Raw genomic sequence first — 15,541 nt, forward strand, 5'->3', positions numbered from 1 at the left:
GCATCACTCCGCCCAATGGACCATCATGCCGGACAACACAGCGGCAATCGGAGCCTCTTCCGGCGGTAGCGCCATGGCTTTGTTCAACGCCTCGCGCTTAGCAGAGCCGAAAATGACCAGATGCTTGGACAAGGCACCGTCCAGCACTGGGGCCGTCAGCGAGATACGCGCCTCAGGCTGCGTTTCGGTACGGGCGATGGTCAAGGGCGGCGCGTGGCTGTCCAAGGCAGCCGCCAACCCCGCCATCCCCGGAAACAAAGACGCCGTGTGCATATCCTCACCCATGCCCAGCACCAATACGGACAGGGGCAGAACTGGCGTGATCAGGCTTTCGATCTCGGGCAGCACTGCCTCTGGGTCTTTTCCTTCCACGAACAGCGGCACGTATTGCGCGACCGAGGCGCGGTTGGTCAGCAAACGTTCGCGGATAAGTCGTTCGTTTGAACGGTCGCTGTCACCGGGCACACAGCGTTCATCGGTGGGCAGGACGCGCACGCGGTCCCAATCCAAATCGGCCGCGCATAACCCGTCAAAGACCGGCCCGGGCGTGGTGCCGCCGGGCACCGCAAGTGAGACCATATCGTGGTGCAGCAAGGCGGCCTCAAGATCTCCGGCCAACGCATTGGCAACGTCGATGGCCAGCATGTCCCTGTCGGGGTATTCCTGTATATTCATGGGTTTATTCCTTGCCAGCGGCGACCGTCCCGTTTCATCAGCAGCTCGGCGTCGCCCGGTCCTGTGCTGCCACTATCATAAGGTTTCGGCACATCACCACGTGCCTGCCATCCGGCGATGATGGGATCGGTCCAGGCCCATGCGGCCTCGACTTCATCCCCACGCATGAACAAGGTCTGGTTACCCCGGATTACGTCCATAACCAGCCGCTCATAGGCATCGGGCGGGTCCTGATTTTCCGGCCCCAGCGCCTCGGCAAAGCTCATATCTAATGGCACATCGACCAGACGCATACCGCCCGGGCCCGGCTCCTTGATTGTCACTTTCAGCGTGATGCCCTCATTCGGCTGCAACCGGATCGACAGCACATTCGCGTGACGCCCCGCATCAGCACCGAATATCGAGTGCGGCGCGTCCTTGAACATCACGTTGATCACCGAGGAGCGCGCCACCAGCCGCTTCCCCGTGCGCAGATAGAACGGTGTGCCCGCCCACCGCCAATTGCTAACATGCGCCTTCAACGCCACATAGCTTTCCGTGGTCGAGCGTTCATTGCCCACGACCTGGCGATAGCCCGAGCCCTCACCCTCGAACTGGCCGCGCACAATGTGATGCGGCTCGACCGGGTCCAGAGCGCGGATGACCTTCAGCTTTTCGTCCCGCACCGCGTCTGGGTCGAACTTCGCTGGAGGCTCCATTGCGATCAGGCACAAAAGCTGCATCAGGTGGTTCTGCATCATGTCACGCATGGCGCCTGCGCGGTCATAATACTCTTCCCGCCCATCAATCCCAACGGATTCGGCCACCGTGATCTGGATGTGATCGACGTATTGGCTGTTCCAGAGCGGTTCGAACAGCATATTCCCGAAACGAACGGCCATAAGGTTCTGGACCGTCTCCTTGCCCAGATAATGGTCAATCCGGTAAATCTGGTTCTCGGAGAAATGCGCGGCCAGAGTAGCGTTCAAAGCCTGCGCGCTGTCTAGGTCATGGCCAAAAGGTTTTTCGACCACGATCCGCGTCAGGGGTGTGATCAACCCGTGCGCCTCGATCCGTTCGGCCAGCGGACCAAACAGGCGCGGCCCCACCGAAAAGTAAAAGGCCCGCACTCGACCGGGCTTTAGCCGGCGGGCCAGATGCCCCCACCCTTCATCCGAGACCCCATCCAGCGCCACATAGTCCAGCCGCCGCAAAAACGACTCGAGCGCCGAGACGTCCTGACATTGCTTCGCCGCGTGAGTCTTGAGCGATTCGCGCACCAAATCGCGGTACCCGTTGCTGTCAAATCCCGTGCGCGCAGCACCTATGATTTGGGCACCGTCCACCCATTGCCCGGCGCAAAATCTGCGGAACAGCGCCGGCAGGATCTTACGCTGGGCCAGATCACCGGTTCCGCCAAAAATGACCAGATCAAAGGGATCAACAGGGATGATGCGAGAAACCATGTGTTTTCCTTACCTTGACCGCTGGCGCATGTCCAATGTTAGCGCAATCATTTGTTCAGAAACCCTCATCTTCAAAATTCTGTCAGGATGTCCGTGTCGCACTTAACGAACCCGCCCCAACCGTCTAAGTCAGTGCAATGACTTCAAAGAACCGGATACCGGAATGAAAGACAACGTCGCAAGCGCTGCCAATATCGGCAAGTTTCAGGACAAATTGGTGACAGCCAATGGACAAACCCGCGCGTCGGTGGCGTTGAAGAACCCCGAAACGCTGTGGTTCAACACCGGCACGCTGTGCAATATCGAGTGTCAAAACTGCTATATCCTCAGCAGCCCTTCCAATGATGCGCTGGTCTATATCACCGCCGATGAGGTGCGCGATTATCTAGAACAGATAGAAGAACGCAACTGGCCGGTGCGCGAGATCGGGTTTACGGGTGGTGAACCCTTCATGAACCCCGAGATGATCGAAATGACCCGTGCCGCGCTTGAGCGTGGGTTTGAGGTTCTGATCCTGACCAACGCGATGGCACCGATGATGCGCCGCAAGATGCGCGAAGGGCTGCTGGAACTGCAACGCACGTATGGCGACAAGCTGACCCTACGCATTTCGGTCGATCACTACCGCCCCGACCTGCATGATGAAGAACGCGGCAAGGGCAGTTTCGAAAAGACCGTGACCGGCATGGAATGGCTGCGCGACAATGGGTTTCGCATGGCGGTTGCCGGACGGACGGTTTGGGGCGACAGCGATTCTGACAGCCGCGCCGGATATGCCGCATTTTTTGACCAGCACGGCTTTGACATCGACGCACAGAACCCGGCACAGACAGTGCTGTTCCCGGAAATGGACGAATCCGTCGAAGTGCCCGAGATCACGACGGCCTGCTGGGGCATTCTGGACAAGTCACCTGACGCAGTGATGTGTTCGAACGCTCGGATGGTGGTCAAGCGCAAAGGCGCAGAAAAACCCGCCGTTCTGGCCTGCACCCTGCTGGCCTACGAGCCCGAGTTCGAAATGGGCTCGACCCTGGCTGAGGCCGAGGCGGACGTGCATCTCAACCACCCACATTGCGCCAAGTTCTGCGTATTGGGTGGCGCCAGTTGCTCGGGCTGAGACGCCGCTAAGTAAACAAAGTCACTGAGGCGAGCCCCCGTCATCCGCTATAAAGTCAGTGGATGTTGGAAAACCGGGGCTTGAAATGAAGTGGCTGATTTCCTTTTGGTTCATAGTTTGGGCTGTTCCGCTTTGGGCGCAGGACCGGTTGGCGCTGGTCATCGGCAACAATCAATACGAGTCGGTCCCTGTCCTGCAAAAAGCCGTTGCCGATGCCGAAGCGGTGTCGCGGCAGCTTCGGGCATTGGGGTTCGAGACGTTCGAGGGGTTGAACCTGGACCGGCGCGGCATGAACCAACGAATCTCGGAATTCACCGCGCAGCTTGAGGCAGGGGATACAGCTTTTGTTTTCTTCGCCGGGCATGGAGTTGAAATTGACGGCGAGAACTATCTTCTACCCACGGATATCGAAACCCCCTTTGCTGGTGAGACCGATTTTGTCAAATCCGAATCCATCGCCCTGTCGAATCTGCTGAACCGCGTGCGTAGCACCGGGGCGCGGACATCAATCGCCATTATCGACGCCTGCCGAGACAACCCGTTTGAAACCACTGCCGGACGTAGCATCGGCGGCACCCGCGGTTTGGGTCGCATCGACGCGCCGCAAGGCATGTTCGTGATATTCTCGGCCGGGGCGGGCCAGATGGCGCTGGACCGGCTGCATGATAACGAGGCCGAACCAAACTCGGTCTTCACCCGCGCCTTGCTGCCACGTCTGGCGCAACCGGGGCTAGAGCTGCGCAGCATGGTCGCCGATCTCAGGCGCGAAGTCCGAGATCTGTCTCGCACCGTGCAGCACAATCAAGTCCCAGCTTACTATGATGAGCTGTTGGGCGAGTTCTATTTCACCCCGGCCGCTGTCGCCGCGCCTTCCGTCGATACGGTCACGCCGCCGATTGAAAAGATGCGCGCCGATCTGGAATTAGCCCGGTCCGTCGGTACGGTTTCGGCGCTGGACACGTTTCTTGAGACATACGCGGACCAGTCCACTGACTATACCTATGAAATCGCGTTGCAATTGCGTGCAGGGCTACAGGACCCCGAGACCCCTGCACCCGCTGTCATTCAGGATTCAAAGCAGGTGATGCAGGCGACTCAAGCGGCCTTGAACGCGCTGGGATGCAATGCGGGCGGGGCCGATGGAGTCGCAGGTCCCCGTACCAAACGCGCCTTTGCGGATTACCGGCGCGCCAGCAAATCCAATCTGGGTGCGGACGATCTGGGCACGCGGCACGCGCTGGACGAACTGGAAGGCAAAAGCGGCACTATCTGCGTCGCAGCACCTGCACCTACAGCCCCCCGCACCACAGCATCTTCGGCCGTGTCCCTAAGCGGAAGTTGGAGCTTCAAAGCAACCTGCGCGCTGGTCGTCAAAGTGACCGGTTCAGTTAGGTACACCAGTGCGGGTAGCAACAAATTCACGGGCAGCCTGACGGATTCGTTGGGGCAAAAAGCCAACACGGTCGTCTACCTTAACGAGCAAGAGCTTAACGGAACGGATTATTTCCCCGGCATCACCGTGACATGGCGCGGCCGCCTGTCCGAGGATGGCAACAGCTTTACCGGATCGGGATCGACCGGCTGCTCGGTCTATGCTTGGCGGGTCGGCTAGTTTACCCGAAACTCACCCACCATGTTGCGCCATTCACCGGGCGCGATCATCTTGCGGTGCGTGTAGCGCACCGAATGCAGTGGACCTTCAATCTCACGCTGCCAGAATTCGATGAAATCGAACAGTTTCGGATGATCCGGGGCAAGATCGTAATCCTGCCAGATGAACGTGTTTAGGACGTGGATATAGTCGGGCATATGGTAGAAGAATTCCGCCGTCGTCAGCCCGTACCCTTTCAGCATCAATTCGGTTTCGCTTTGCGTCATATAGACCCCCAATTTCTTGCAAGGTCTCTTCAGGGTAGCACGCAAACCCCCTAACAGGCTGATAACAATATGTTACCCAGCTGTTACCGTGGCTTTTTTGCCGGAAAGGATCAGCTTGCTTGCACCTTATGTGCCGGGTCTGATAGAGTGCATCCACAAGATATAGACCCAAGCTAAAGATCGGGCAGTTTACGTGAGCGATACGCCAGAAACCCCAGAAAACATGGATGAAACCCCGCCCGAGCGTCCCGTCTATGACGGTCCGACGGTGTCAATCGAATCCGAGATGCGCACCTCGTATCTGGACTATGCCATGTCGGTCATCGTCAGCCGCGCGATCCCCGATCTGCGCGACGGGCTGAAACCGGTGCATCGGCGGATTCTGTATGCCATGCACGAAACCGGGAACACCCACGACAAGGCCTATCGCAAATCGGCCCGTCCGGTCGGCGATGTGATGGGTAAATACCACCCGCACGGTGACAGCGCGATTTATGACGCGCTGGTGCGGATGGCGCAGGATTTCTCGATGTCGCTGCCACTGCTGGACGGTCAGGGCAACTTTGGCTCGATGGACGGCGATAACCCGGCGGCCATGCGATATACCGAAGTGCGGATGGACAAGCCCGCCGCCTCTCTGCTGGCCGATATCGAAAAAGAGACGGTCGATTTTCAGGACAACTACGACGGCAAAGATAAAGAGCCGACCGTCCTGCCCGCCCGGTTCCCGAACATGCTGGTCAATGGTGCCGGCGGTATCGCCGTGGGTATGGCGACGAATATTCCGCCGCATAACCTTGGCGAGGTGGTTGATGCCACGCTGGCGCTGATCGACGATCCGGACCTGACGTCGGAGCAACTGATCGAATACGTCCCCGGCCCTGATTTCCCGACCGGCGGCGTCATGCTGGGTCGGTCCGGTGCGCGCAAGGCTTATCTGGAAGGCCGTGGCAGCGTCATCATCCGCGCCAAGACCCGCGTGGAAGAGTTACGCAAGGACCGCTACGCCATCGTCGTGGATGAGATTCCCTATCAGGTGAACAAGGCCTCGATGATCGAAAAGATCGCCGAGGCGGTGCGTGAAAAACGCATTGAAGGCGTGGCCCATGTGCAGGACGAATCCGACCGCAACGGCGTGCGCGTCGTGGTGGAACTCAAGCGCGACGCGACGCCCGAGGTGGTGCTGAACCAGCTTTATCGTTTCTCGCCGATGCAGACATCGTTCGGCTGTAACATGCTGGCCCTGAACGGTGGGCGGCCCGAGCAACTGACCCTGCGCCGGTTCCTGACGTCGTTCATCGACTTCCGCGAAGACGTCGTCGCCCGCCGTACCGCCTATGACCTGCGCAAAGCGCGCGAACGCAGCCATATCCTGTGTGGCCTGGCTGTGGCCGTTTCGAACGTAGACGAAGTGGTTGCCACCATCCGTTCGTCGGCTGACGCGGCTGAGGCGCGCGAGAAACTGATGACGCGCCGCTGGCCTGCGGCCGAGATCGAGGGCTACCTGCGTCTGATCGACGATCCTCTGTCCAAGATGAACGACGACGGCACCTATAACCTAACCGAGGTTCAGGCCCGCGCCATTCTGGAACTGCGCCTGCAGCGACTGACCCAACTGGGCGTCAAAGAGGTCACGGACGAGCTGGAGCAACTGGCGGCCAAGATCAAGGAATACCTCGATATCCTGTCCTCACGCGAACGGATCATGTCGATCATCGGCGATGAGCTGCGCGAAGTCCGTGAGCAGTTTGCGGTCCCCCGTCGCACCGAAATTGTCGATTGGTCGGGCGACATGGAAGACGAGGACCTGATCGAGCGGGAAGACATGGTCGTAACCGTCACCTCGGGCGGTTATATCAAGCGCACGCCGCTTGCCGATTTCCGGGCGCAAAAGCGTGGCGGCAAGGGCTTGTCGGGAATGCAGACCAAGGAAGAGGACGTAGTCACCACCCTCTTCGTGGCCAACACCCATACGCAGCTGCTGTTCTTCACCACGGACGGCATGGTCTACAAGCTCAAAACCTGGCGCCTGCCGCAATCCGGGCGCACCGGCAAAGGCAAGGCGATCGTCAATATCCTGCCGATCCCGACCGGTGTCTCCATCGCAGCCATCATGCCAGTGGATGTGCCGGATGAGGAATGGGAAAACCTGCAGATCATGTTCGCCACCAGCGCGGGCACCGTGCGGCGCAACCGCCTGTCGGATTTCACCAACGTCAAGCGCAATGGCAAAATCGCCATGAAGTTCGAGGACGAGCACGCCGACACCAAGCTGATCAACGCGCGCATCTGTTCCGAAGATGACGACGTGATGCTGGTTACCAAATCCGGCCGCGCGATCCGCTTCCCGTCCACGGATGTGCGGGTGTTCAACAGCCGATCCTCGGTTGGTGTGCGGGGCGTGCGCCTGAACGGCGAGGATGAGGTTGTTTCGATGTCGATCATCCGTCACTTCGACGCGAGCTCGGACGAGCGCGCGGCTTACCTCAAGATGCGCCGCCTGATGGCCGGTGTCACCGATGAGGCCGAGGGCGATGACGAGGAAGGCAACGCAGATAGTGTTCTGCCGCAGGAACGCTACGCCGAGATGTCGGCAGCCGAAAATTTGATCCTGACGATCACCAAGGGCGGTGCAGGCAAGCTGAGTTCCAGCCACGATTACCCCGTGCGCGGGCGTGGTGGCATGGGTGTCGCAGCGATGGACAAGGCCATGCGCGGCGGCGATCTTGTGGCCTCGTTCCCGGTTGAGATCGACGATCAGATCATGCTGGCCACCTCCAAGGGGCAGTCGATCCGGGTGCCGGTTGACGGGATTTCCTTCCGGTCGCGCAGCGCAGGCGGCGTGCGGGTGTTCAACACCGGCAAGGGCGAAGAAGTCGTCAGCGTCGCTTGGATCGCCGATCAGGGCGATGAAGAGGCCGAATAGTCCAAAACCATCTGGTGACCTCGCCGCGCAACCCATGTTAAGCGGCGAGGTCATACTTTGACACATACGTTGCGGGATGGCTTGTTAAGCTTGTGCTCGCATAAGATCCTGAAGCACCCAAAGCCTGTCCTGACCCCAAACGCTTTGGCCGTTCAGATGAAAGCTGGGAACCCCCCAAAGCCCGATTTGGAGAAGACGTTCCTGGTTGGCCTCGACCCGGGTCCGCCAGTCAGAAGTGCCAATCAATGTCTTGGCCGTTTGCCATTCCAAACCCGCTTGACGCACGACCTCCGCAAGCCCGGTATCGGTGCTGGCATCCAATCCTTGGGCCCAAGCGCCGGTCATGAAAGCCGCGCAATATTCCGGCAGGCGACCCTCGGCTTCGGCATAATCCAATAGGGCGTACCCCCTTTCAATGCCCGCGCCCAAAGGGTCGCTAATACGACCAAACGGGATGGCCAGACGCCGCGCTTCGCGCGCGCAATCCCCTAAAATATATGATGATTTCGCTTTGGGAACGGGCAGTCCACGCATCAACATCGGAAGCACCGGACGCAAGATCAAACGCGCATTGGTCCGCGTGGCTAGATCGCGTACACGGTCGAAAGCCAGATAGGAATACGGGCTTCGAAACGAGAAAAAGAACTCCAGTTCCTGCCCTGTTGCATCTGGGAAGGGCTCGGAATAGTCCGGCACAATGGGCGGGTGCGACGGCCCAAGCCCAAGCGTCGCCAAACGCCCGTCCAGGTATCCAAGCCGGTCCGGCCCCCAATAGCATTCGCCCCCATACGCAAAGCTGCCGCCAAGGTAGTGCCCGGCGGCGGCAAGAGCCTGATCCCCTGCCCGCCGCGCCACATTCGGATCAGAGTGCGCCCCTTCGGGGATATCCAGACCGGACCACAGCGCAGTGCTGATTTGCAGTGCTTTTGAGGCGAAGTCCTGATCACCCAACAGGGCCGCAAGACGCTGCTCGGCTTGCGCAAAACCCGCGTCAGACGGGGCCGGCTGCTGTGGCGCTGCAAACCCTAAACGTCGCGCCCATCGCACAGTGTCGGCCCATGAATTCTGCCAGTATTCGGTGGGCAACGGCTGGATATCCGAAGCCGGGCGCGAGATCAGATGCGGCTCGATCTGGACATCAAATTTGTTCTGTAACTTAAGCAAAAGCTGCAGGCTGAGGTGGCAATAGGGATCAGCAACGTCGTGAAAATACTGTACGGTATGAGGCTCGCCGCTGAGCCTCCGTCGCACCTCGGCAATACGCTGCCTTGCGCCGTGCAGGCCCTCGCTGGTCAGCACAACCGCCGCTTGGGTTTTCAACTTGTTTTTGATCGACACGTGCCCCTCCCAAGTCGCCTCTGGGGCACTCTATCGTCTGGCACAAAGATTCCCACGGCCGAACACTGAAACGTGAGGGTCAGAGGCCGTAGAGCTTGCAGAATTTGTCTTCCAGATACGTCAGCAACGGCTCTGGCCCCGGTTCAACCCCACTGGCGCGGGTTATGACCTCGCGCGGGGCATAAAGCCCGCCATGGCGCTGCAGGTTCTCGCGCAGCCAGCCGGTTGCGCCCGTCGAGTCACCTTGCGCAAGCTGCGCGTCCAAATCTGGTAGCGCCGCGCGCAGCGCCTCATACAGGCATCCGGCGTAGACATTGCCCAGCGAGTAGGTCGGGAAATAGCCAAACAGCCCCACCGACCAATGCACATCCTGTAAGCACCCGTTTGAAGGCTTGTCGACCGCATAGCCGAAATCGGCCTTGAAACGGTCATTCCAAGCGGCTTCCAGATCGCTGACCTGCAGGTCTCCGGCCATCAGGGCGCGCTCCAGATCAAAGCGCAGCATGATGTGCAGGTTATATTGCACCTCATCCGCCTCGGTTCGGATATAGCCGTTATGAACACCGTTGACGGTGGCATAGAATGCGTCGGCGTCACTAATCCCGAAATCGCCAAAGGCCGCTGTCATCTGATCGAACAGCCAGCCGGTGAACGCACGCGAGCGGCCCAGCTGGTTTTCATAAATCCGGCTTTGGCTTTCATGCACGCCCATCGACACCCCACTGCCCAGCGGGGTCAGCGCATAAGCTTGGTCGATGCCTTGCTCATAAGCGGCATGGCCGACCTCATGAATAGTCGAGTAGAAGCAGTTGAACGGGTCGGTTTCGCTGGTGCGGGTGGTGATGCGCACATCCAACCCACTGCCCGAGCTGAACGGATGCACCGCCTTGTCCACGCGGCCCGTGTTCAGGTCATAGCCGAAGGTGGTCGCCAGTTTCTGCGACAGGCGCATCTGGGTTAGTTCGTCAAAAGTGCCGGTCAGGGCTTGCGGCGCGGGGCGATCCAGAACAGCGGCGCGCAGGGCCACCAGACGCGGGCGCATCTGGTCGAATATCTCGGCAATTTGAGTGCCCGTGGTGTAGGGCTCATAATCCTCGACCATGGCGTCATAGACGTCACCGCCTTGCGCCAGCGCCGCGCCCTCTTCACGTTTCAGGGCAACGACCTCATGCAGCACGGGCAGGAACGTGGCCACGTCTTCGTCCGCACGGGCTTGCGCCCATTTGCCCTGCGCAGCGGATGTGACACGCGCAATTGCCTTGGCCAGATCGGCGGGCACCTTGACCGTGCGCTCATAAGACCGGCGGATTTCTCGGATCTGCGCCTTTCCAGCTTCATCCTGCGGGTCGGCCTGTTCTAGCCACTCGGCCACGCGCGGATCAGACCGACGCGCGTGCAGAACAGCTTCGATGGCGGCCATTTCTTCTGCCCGTTGCGGGGCCGCTCCGCGCGGCATCACCGTTTCCTGATCCCAGCCCAAACGCCCGGCAATCTGCCCCAGCGCCGAAGTTTCGCGTTGAAAGGCCATCAGGTCGTCAAAGGCGGTCATGTCAGACTCCGCGGATCGAGGTTGCGATTGGGTAAGCGGTCAGGAAACGCGCGCGCAGGATCAGGGTCCAGACGACCACGGCCATGAACTGATGGACAATCGCGATCTGCCACGGCGCAGCATAGACCACGGTCACAATCCCGATCACCACTTGCAGCGCCAGCGCTGCAAAAGCCGCGTTAAAGGCAAACCGCGTCTGCGGATGTGCGCTGGAGCCGCCGCGCCTCCAGACGATGAAGCCGAAAATCAGCAGCAGATAGCCTGCACAGCGGTGAATGAACTGCACCAGACCGGGGCTTTCGAAAAAGTTCCTCCACATCGGCTCTAGCATCGTTGCATCGGGCGGCAAAAGCTGCCCGCCGATCAGAGGCCAGTCGGTATAAGAGCGCCCCGCGTCTATCCCGGCGACCAGTGCGCCAATCAGAATTTGCAGGAATGCGAAATGCATCAAACCGGTCGAGAGAGAGAACAGCTTCGCCTCTTTCGTGCGGCGGGCCTGCATCAGGTCGCGCTCCCCGCGGCCCAGTTCAAAAATGTACCACGCCAGGAACCCGAGAATCACAAAGGCCAGCCCCAGATGGGTGGCCAGGCGGTAGCTGGCAACGGCAGTCATCCCCTCGCCCTGTGTCACGCCCGAGGCGACCATCCACCAACCGACAGCCCCCTGCACCCCGCCCAGAACGCCGGGGATCAAAAGCTTACTAGTCCAACCCGTAGGGATTTTCCGCGCGGCCAAGAAACCAAAGAACCCGATGGCCCAGACCAGACCGATCACGCGGCCCAGCTGACGATGACCCCATTCCCACCAGTAGATGAATTTGAAATCGTCCAGCTCCATCCACTGGTTCTGGATGCGCCACTGGTCGATTTCCTTGTACTTGTCGAACTCGGATTGCCAATCCGTCTCGGACATCGGCGGGATAGCCCCGGTGATCGGTCGCCACTCAGTAATCGACAACCCGCTATCGGTCAGGCGCGTCAGGCCACCCACAGCGATCATCACCACGACCAGCGCGAACAGCATCATCAGCCACGCCCGGATTGCCTTGCGCGCGCCGCCCCGGCCACGGTCGATCATACCGGGCTGAACCGCCTCTTGTTTCTGGTCGCCCGAGACCTCTTCGAAGATGCTGCGCTTGCCGCTCATGCTGTCCTCATGTCCTTGTTTCGTCGCACGCTAGGGTGAAGCGGAAGATAGGTCCAGCCTTAGCCCTTGTCCTTCCAGCGGACCATCTGCCGCATGATCCCGTGCAGCATCTGCACATCGGCCCGCGTCATCCGCATACGCGACCACAGGTTGCGCAGGTTGGTCTTCATCCCTTCGGCCTTTTCAGGCGGGTAGAAAAACCCCGCCTCTTCCAGCCGGTCCTCGTAATGTTCGACCAGTTTTTCAACCTCGATCCCTGTCGCCCAATCGCCCTTGCCCAAATCAGTGGCCTCATGCACCACATCGGCACTTTGGCGCATCCACTCATAGGCAGTCAGCAGCACACATTGCCCGAGGTTGAGCGAGGCATATTCGGGGTTCACCGGGACCGAGATGATGGCGTTGGCCTTGGCGATATCCTCATTCTCAAGTCCCGCGCGTTCGGGGCCAAACAGTACGGCAACCTTTTCGCCCGCCGCAACTTTTTCAGCGGCAATCTGCATGGCGCGTTCGGGGCTGTAGACCGGCTTGGTCAACCCGCGCTGACGTGCCGTGGTGGCGAAGACAAAGGTGCTGTCAGCCAACGACCCGGCCAGATCGTCAAAAAGCTGCGCCTCATCCAGCAACCGCCCCGCCCCGCTGGACATGGCCACAGCCTTGGGGTTCGGCCAACCGTCACGTGGCGCAACAATCCGCATCCGGTCCAACCCGAAGTTCCACATCGCCCGCGCGGCAGCACCGATGTTTTCGCCCATCTGAGGGCGCACGAGCACAAAGGAAGGCTGGGATTTGTCGCTGGGCATGGCTGTCTCCGAAAGTTCCGCTTGCTGTAATCGGCGCTTTGGCGCAGGGCAAGCCGTCCGGGAGGCCAAATGCGCCAATATCCGGCATAAAAGTTTGCTTCCCCGGCCCAATCCGCTAAACCGCGCCAAAGACTGAAAGCGAAGGACGCGCCAATGGACACCCCCGAGCAGCCGCAGATTTACCTGATCACCCCGCCCACGATCACCCTGAGCACCTTCCCCGAGCAGTTGGGCCGCGTGCTGGACAGCACCGAGATCGCCTGCATCCGCCTCGCCTTGGCGGGTAGCGACGAAGACACCATCGCCCGCGCCGCCGATGCCTGCCGCGAAGTCGCGCACGCACGGGATGTGGCGATCGTGATCTCGAACCATGTCCTGCTGGCGCAGCGGCTAGGGCTGGACGGGGTGCATCTGGATGACGGTGCGCGCTCGGTCCGGGCGGCGCGCAAAGAACTGGGCGCGGATGCCATCGTCGGCAGCTTTTGCGCGGCCTCCAGCCATGACGGCATGACCGCAGGTGAGCATGGCGCGGACTACGTGGCCTTTGGCCCGGTGGTTACATCGGCCTTAGGCGACGGCACCATTGCAGAAAAAGACCTGTTCCAGTGGTGGTCGGAAATGATCGAGGTTCCGGTTGTGGCCGAAGGCGGTTTGACCCCCGACCTGATCCGCGAGCTGTCGCCGCACACCGATTTCTTTGGCATTGGCGACGAGATCTGGTCCCAGGACGATCCTGTTGCCGCGCTGAAAGCCCTGACCGACGCGATGTGAGCGTTATCCCTTGCACCTGCCGTGACGCTGCGGCATGACACGGGCATGACTCAGACTAGCGAAATCCTGTGTATCGGATCGGTCTTGTGGGACGTGATCGGGCGGTCTGCCAGCGCCATGCGGCAGGGGTCAGACGTGCCGGGGCGGATCACCCGCCTGCCCGGCGGCGTGGCCATGAACATCGCCATGACACTGGTGCGGTTCGGTATGACGCCTACACTGCTGACCGCAATTGGCCGCGACCCTGAAGGCGACGAACTGGTCAATGCCTGCGCACGGCTGGGCATGGTCACGGATCACGTCTACCGCTCGCAGGATTTGCCGACCGACCGCTATATGGCTGTCGAAGGTGCCAATGGTCTGATCGCCGCCATCGCCGACGCGCATTCGCTTGAGGCTGCTGGGGCCAAAATCCTACGCCCGCTGATGCACGGACCGTTGGGCTACGAGAACACACCGTTTGAAGGCCCCATCGCATTGGATGGCAACCTGACGCTAACTTTGCTGGAAGAAATCGCCCAAAGCCCGGCCTTCGCAAAAGCCGATTTGCGCGTGGCCCCGGCCTCACCCGGGAAGGCCGAGCGCCTGCTGCCCTTCCTCAAACACGCCCGCGCGACGCTCTATGTGAACCTCGAAGAGGCCGGCATCCTGTGCCAGCGCGAATTCACCGATTCCGAATCCGCCGCCAAAGGTCTGCTGGATCGCGGCGCCTTGCGAGTGCTGGTCACAGATGGCGGCAACTCGGCCACCGTAGGCACCGCAGATGAGATTCTGACCCAAACACCCCCGTCCGTTCTGGTGACACGCGTAACCGGCGCGGGCGACACTTTCATGGCGGCGCATATCGCGTCCGAGGCCGCCGGGGCCGCCCCCGACGCTGCCCTGACCCGTGCCTTGCACGCCGCCGCTACTTACGTTTCCGGAGAAACCCCACTGTGATCGACATCCAATACTCGGCCGAGGTCCGCGCCGCCAAAGACGCAGGCCAGCCCATCGTTGCGCTGGAAAGCACCATCATCACCCACGGGATGCCCTACCCTCAGAACATCGAGGTCGCGGCGCAGGTGGAACAGGATATCCGCGATGCAGGGGCCGTTCCAGCAACGATTGCGGTTATCGACGGTGTGCTGAACGTGGGGCTGGAAGCGGATCAGCTCAAAGCGCTTGGTCAGGCGCAAGGTGTCGCCAAAATCTCGCGCGCGGACATGGCGGCCTATATCTCGACCGGCGGGACCGGAGCTACAACTGTCGCCGCCACAATGATCGCAGCGCACTACGCTGGAATTCCGGTCTTCGCCACCGGCGGGATAGGCGGCGTGCATCAAGGCGCCGAAACTTCTTTCGATATTTCAGCGGACCTGCATGAGTTGGCTCAAACCCCTGTGACTGTTGTGGCCGCCGGTGCAAAAGCCATCCTCGATCTGGCCAAAACGCTCGAGGTTCTTGAAACGCTGGGCGTCCCCGTCATAGCTCACGGGCAGGACGAATTCCCCGCCTTCTGGTCCGCCAAATCCCCTTATGCCGCGCCATTGCGTATGGACACCGCCGAAGCCATCGCCAAGGCCCACGCCACTCGCCGCGCCCTTGGGCTGCCTGGCGGGCAACTCGTAGCCAACCCAATCCCCGACGCAGATCAGATCCCGGCCGAGGAATTGGCCCCGATCATCGCCTCTGCCCAAGCGGACGCCGACGCGCACCGGATCACCGGCAAAGGTGTCACCCCTTACCTGCTGCAGCGCATCTATGAACAGACCGAGGGGCGTTCACTGACCGCAAACATCGCATTGGTTAGAAATAACGCAAAATTGGCCGCCAGAATCGCCCGCGCCCTGTCCGAGTGAGCAAAGCTATTGTACCAAGGCCCCGGACTGCTTAACTAAATCGGCAAATCA

Annotated in this window: 13 protein-coding genes; 6 read left to right on the top strand and 7 right to left on the bottom strand. The window is 60.4% G+C overall.

Features of this window, described 5'->3' with window-relative positions; genetic code table 11:
• Positions 1–3: 3 nt before the first annotated feature.
• Positions 4–675 carry a 6-phosphogluconolactonase gene (pgl, locus tag ACR0C5_RS01475; protein ID WP_170774261.1) on the bottom strand — a complete coding sequence of 224 codons (672 nt, stop codon included), beginning with the start codon at positions 673–675 and terminating at the stop codon, positions 4–6.
• On the bottom strand, positions 672–2,120 hold the full coding sequence (zwf, locus tag ACR0C5_RS01480; protein WP_170774263.1) for a glucose-6-phosphate dehydrogenase: 1,449 nt from the start codon (positions 2,118–2,120) through the stop codon (positions 672–674). Before zwf ends, pgl begins: the two co-directional genes overlap by 4 nt.
• A gap of 163 nt (positions 2,121–2,283) precedes the next feature.
• Between zwf and ACR0C5_RS01485 the strand changes: the two genes are divergently transcribed.
• Both ACR0C5_RS01485 and ACR0C5_RS01490 read left to right on the top strand, forming a co-directional pair.
• Entirely contained in the window at positions 2,284–3,237 is a 954-nt protein-coding gene (locus ACR0C5_RS01485) for a radical SAM protein (protein WP_480874021.1), read from the top strand.
• Between the two features lie 85 nt (positions 3,238–3,322).
• A complete protein-coding gene (locus ACR0C5_RS01490) occupies positions 3,323–4,849 on the top strand; it encodes a caspase family protein (protein ID WP_480874024.1) in 1,527 nt (508 codons plus the stop codon).
• Here the strand turns inward: ACR0C5_RS01490 and ACR0C5_RS01495 are convergent.
• Positions 4,846–5,115 (bottom strand): usg protein, encoded by a 270-nt coding sequence (locus tag ACR0C5_RS01495; protein WP_170774269.1) that lies wholly within the window; start codon positions 5,113–5,115, stop codon positions 4,846–4,848. The two genes, ACR0C5_RS01490 and ACR0C5_RS01495, sit on opposite strands and share 4 nt — an antisense overlap.
• Positions 5,116–5,308: 193 nt before the next feature.
• On the opposite strand from ACR0C5_RS01495, the gene gyrA reads away from it, so the two are divergent.
• Entirely contained in the window at positions 5,309–8,041 is a 2,733-nt protein-coding gene (gene gyrA / locus ACR0C5_RS01500; RefSeq protein WP_480874027.1) for a DNA gyrase subunit A, read from the top strand.
• 84 nt (positions 8,042–8,125) lie between these two features.
• Here gyrA and ACR0C5_RS01505 read toward each other — a convergent pair whose 3' ends face one another.
• The 4 genes from ACR0C5_RS01505 to ACR0C5_RS01520 all read right to left on the bottom strand — a co-directional run bounded on the left by ACR0C5_RS01505 (position 8,126) and on the right by ACR0C5_RS01520 (position 12,878).
• The gene (locus ACR0C5_RS01505; protein ID WP_480874030.1) at positions 8,126–9,379 is read right to left on the bottom strand and encodes a DsbA family protein; all 1,254 of its coding nucleotides are present in this window, start codon (positions 9,377–9,379) and stop codon (positions 8,126–8,128) included.
• Between the two features lie 79 nt (positions 9,380–9,458).
• Positions 9,459–10,928 (bottom strand): carboxypeptidase M32, encoded by a 1,470-nt coding sequence (locus ACR0C5_RS01510; RefSeq protein WP_480874033.1) that lies wholly within the window; start codon positions 10,926–10,928, stop codon positions 9,459–9,461.
• Between the two features lies 1 nt (position 10,929).
• Positions 10,930–12,075, bottom strand: coding sequence for a heme A synthase (ctaA, locus tag ACR0C5_RS01515; RefSeq protein ID WP_480874036.1), 1,146 nt, complete (start codon positions 12,073–12,075; stop codon positions 10,930–10,932).
• 59 nt (positions 12,076–12,134) lie between these two features.
• Positions 12,135–12,878: an RNA methyltransferase gene (locus ACR0C5_RS01520; RefSeq protein ID WP_170752876.1), complete on the bottom strand. Its 744-nt coding sequence runs from the start codon at positions 12,876–12,878 to the stop codon at positions 12,135–12,137.
• A 153-nt stretch (positions 12,879–13,031) separates the two neighbouring features.
• Here ACR0C5_RS01520 and ACR0C5_RS01525 point away from each other — a divergent pair, with 153 nt between their 5' ends.
• From ACR0C5_RS01525 to ACR0C5_RS01535, 3 genes are read left to right on the top strand one after another with little or no spacing between them, the layout of a single operon-like run.
• Entirely contained in the window at positions 13,032–13,649 is a 618-nt protein-coding gene (locus ACR0C5_RS01525) for a thiamine phosphate synthase (RefSeq protein ID WP_170774279.1), read from the top strand.
• A gap of 45 nt (positions 13,650–13,694) precedes the next feature.
• Positions 13,695–14,588, top strand: a complete 894-nt coding sequence (locus ACR0C5_RS01530) for a PfkB family carbohydrate kinase (protein ID WP_170774281.1) — start codon at positions 13,695–13,697, stop codon at positions 14,586–14,588.
• Entirely contained in the window at positions 14,585–15,490 is a 906-nt protein-coding gene (locus ACR0C5_RS01535) for a pseudouridine-5'-phosphate glycosidase (RefSeq protein ID WP_480874039.1), read from the top strand. Before ACR0C5_RS01530 ends, ACR0C5_RS01535 begins: the two co-directional genes overlap by 4 nt.
• Positions 15,491–15,541: the final 51 nt, after the last annotated feature.

Source organism: Ruegeria sp. N8 (genome assembly GCF_056531325.1).

Bases quoted from the DNA above. Each gene is read 5' to 3' on its own strand.
- ACR0C5_RS01530 (WP_170774281.1), top strand. From the start codon at position 13,695: ATGACTCAGACTAGCGAAATCCTGTGTATCGGATCGGTCTTGTGGGAC.
- ACR0C5_RS01490 (WP_480874024.1), top strand. From the start codon at position 3,323: ATGAAGTGGCTGATTTCCTTTTGGTTCATAGTTTGGGCTGTTCCGCTT.
- zwf (WP_170774263.1), bottom strand. From the start codon at position 2,120: ATGGTTTCTCGCATCATCCCTGTTGATCCCTTTGATCTGGTCATTTTT.
- ACR0C5_RS01520 (WP_170752876.1), bottom strand. From the start codon at position 12,878: ATGCCCAGCGACAAATCCCAGCCTTCCTTTGTGCTCGTGCGCCCTCAG.
- ACR0C5_RS01495 (WP_170774269.1), bottom strand. From the start codon at position 5,115: ATGACGCAAAGCGAAACCGAATTGATGCTGAAAGGGTACGGGCTGACG.
- ACR0C5_RS01510 (WP_480874033.1), bottom strand. From the start codon at position 10,928: ATGACCGCCTTTGACGACCTGATGGCCTTTCAACGCGAAACTTCGGCG.
- pgl (WP_170774261.1), bottom strand. From the start codon at position 675: ATGAATATACAGGAATACCCCGACAGGGACATGCTGGCCATCGACGTT.
- ACR0C5_RS01485 (WP_480874021.1), top strand. From the start codon at position 2,284: ATGAAAGACAACGTCGCAAGCGCTGCCAATATCGGCAAGTTTCAGGAC.
- ctaA (WP_480874036.1), bottom strand. From the start codon at position 12,075: ATGAGCGGCAAGCGCAGCATCTTCGAAGAGGTCTCGGGCGACCAGAAA.
- ACR0C5_RS01525 (WP_170774279.1), top strand. From the start codon at position 13,032: ATGGACACCCCCGAGCAGCCGCAGATTTACCTGATCACCCCGCCCACG.